This is a genomic window from Ammoniphilus soli, assembly GCF_040813775.1.
This window is the reverse complement of sequence record NZ_JBEGDL010000133.1, coordinates 1-1278: the sequence shown is the minus strand read 5'-3', so window position 1 is coordinate 1278 and position 1278 is coordinate 1. Positions and strand designations below refer to the sequence as shown.

2 protein-coding genes are annotated in these 1278 nt (G+C 45.9%); both read left to right on the top strand.

The genetic code is table 11. From position 1 onward, the window contains the following. The coding region (locus tag ABLT31_RS38685; RefSeq protein ID WP_367761028.1) for a TetR/AcrR family transcriptional regulator at window positions 1-537 on the top strand (537 nt) is incomplete at its 5' end. A 101-nt stretch (window positions 538-638) separates the two neighbouring features. After that, window positions 639-1278 (top strand): MFS transporter (locus ABLT31_RS38680; protein ID WP_367761027.1); only part of this gene is annotated, 640 nt, incomplete at its 3' end.

The window sequence follows — 1278 nt, the reverse complement described above, 5'->3', positions numbered from 1 at the left end:
GATCTAATAGCAGAGAAAGGCTACAACGGTGTATCTACCAAGGAAATAGCCGAAGACGCTGGTTTGAGTGAGAAGACGCTGTTTCGCCGCTTCGGCAGCAAGCAAAATCTTCTCGAAACTGCATTTGACCGTTTTCACTATACCGAAGAGATGAAAAAGCTGTTTAGCGAAAGGATTGTGTGGGATTTGCATACAGACCTGCTCCTGATCAGCCGCACTTATCATGAAATTATGAACCGCAACCGGAAAATGATTATCATCAGTATCAAGGAGGAAGGCAATTTGCCCGGTTTTCGAGAAAGAACACAGCAACACCCTCGACAATTAATGGAATTCTTGACGAATTATTTTACGGTCATGTACGAGAAGGGCAAACTGATCCGGACGAACCCGGAACTGCAGGCGTTGTCGTTTATGATGATGAATTTCGGCGCGTTTATGAACAACTTGGATGACGAAGCAAACTTTCCGACCGTGTCTCTGGAGTCATTTATAGAGGAGAGTGTACAGATATTCACTAGGGCCTTAACCCCCTAGTTTTTTTAGAAACACCATGACAGCTAGTACTGACTGTCATTTATCATCCGTTTCATTTGGAGGAATTCCAAAGAGAATGAAACCTAAGGTGGAGATGGAGAATGGAAACGGAAATTTCACGGCAAATAGGAGAGAAATTAATGCGGATTGTCATGTTCACACTTGCCCTTTCAGCTATGAGCGCATTGATGTTCAACCTCGTACTTCCCGAGATTCGTGAAGCGTTTGGTCTTACCACTGCTCAGGTAAGCTGGGTCACTTCATCGTATGCTTTGATTTACGGGATAGGAACGGTCATTTACGGGAAGCTGGCAGACCGATACAAGCTCAAAAATTTGCTGACGTTTGGCTTGTTATTGTTTGCTGTCGGTTCACTTACCGGTCTCACCTCCCAAACTTTCTGGATGGTGCTTGTCGGAAGGTGCTTGCAGGCAATAGGAGCTGCTGCGATCCCAGCAACAGCTATGCTTATCCCGGTACGCTATTTTGCACCAGAGCGGAGAGGTTCAGCTACGGGTACGGCTTTCGTAGGTTTGGCTCTTGGCAGTGCTCTTGGTCCGGTAGTTTCTGCATTAATTTTAAGCATTGCGCATTGGCGCTGGTTATTCTGTATCCCTCTCTTCATCTTAATCACGCTGCCCTTTTACCGTAAATATTTAAAGGATGAGCAGCAGGGGGGGTCAGTAAAATTTGACTGGGTTGGTGGTGGTTTGCTAGCTGCTACAGTGACCTTGCTGCTTT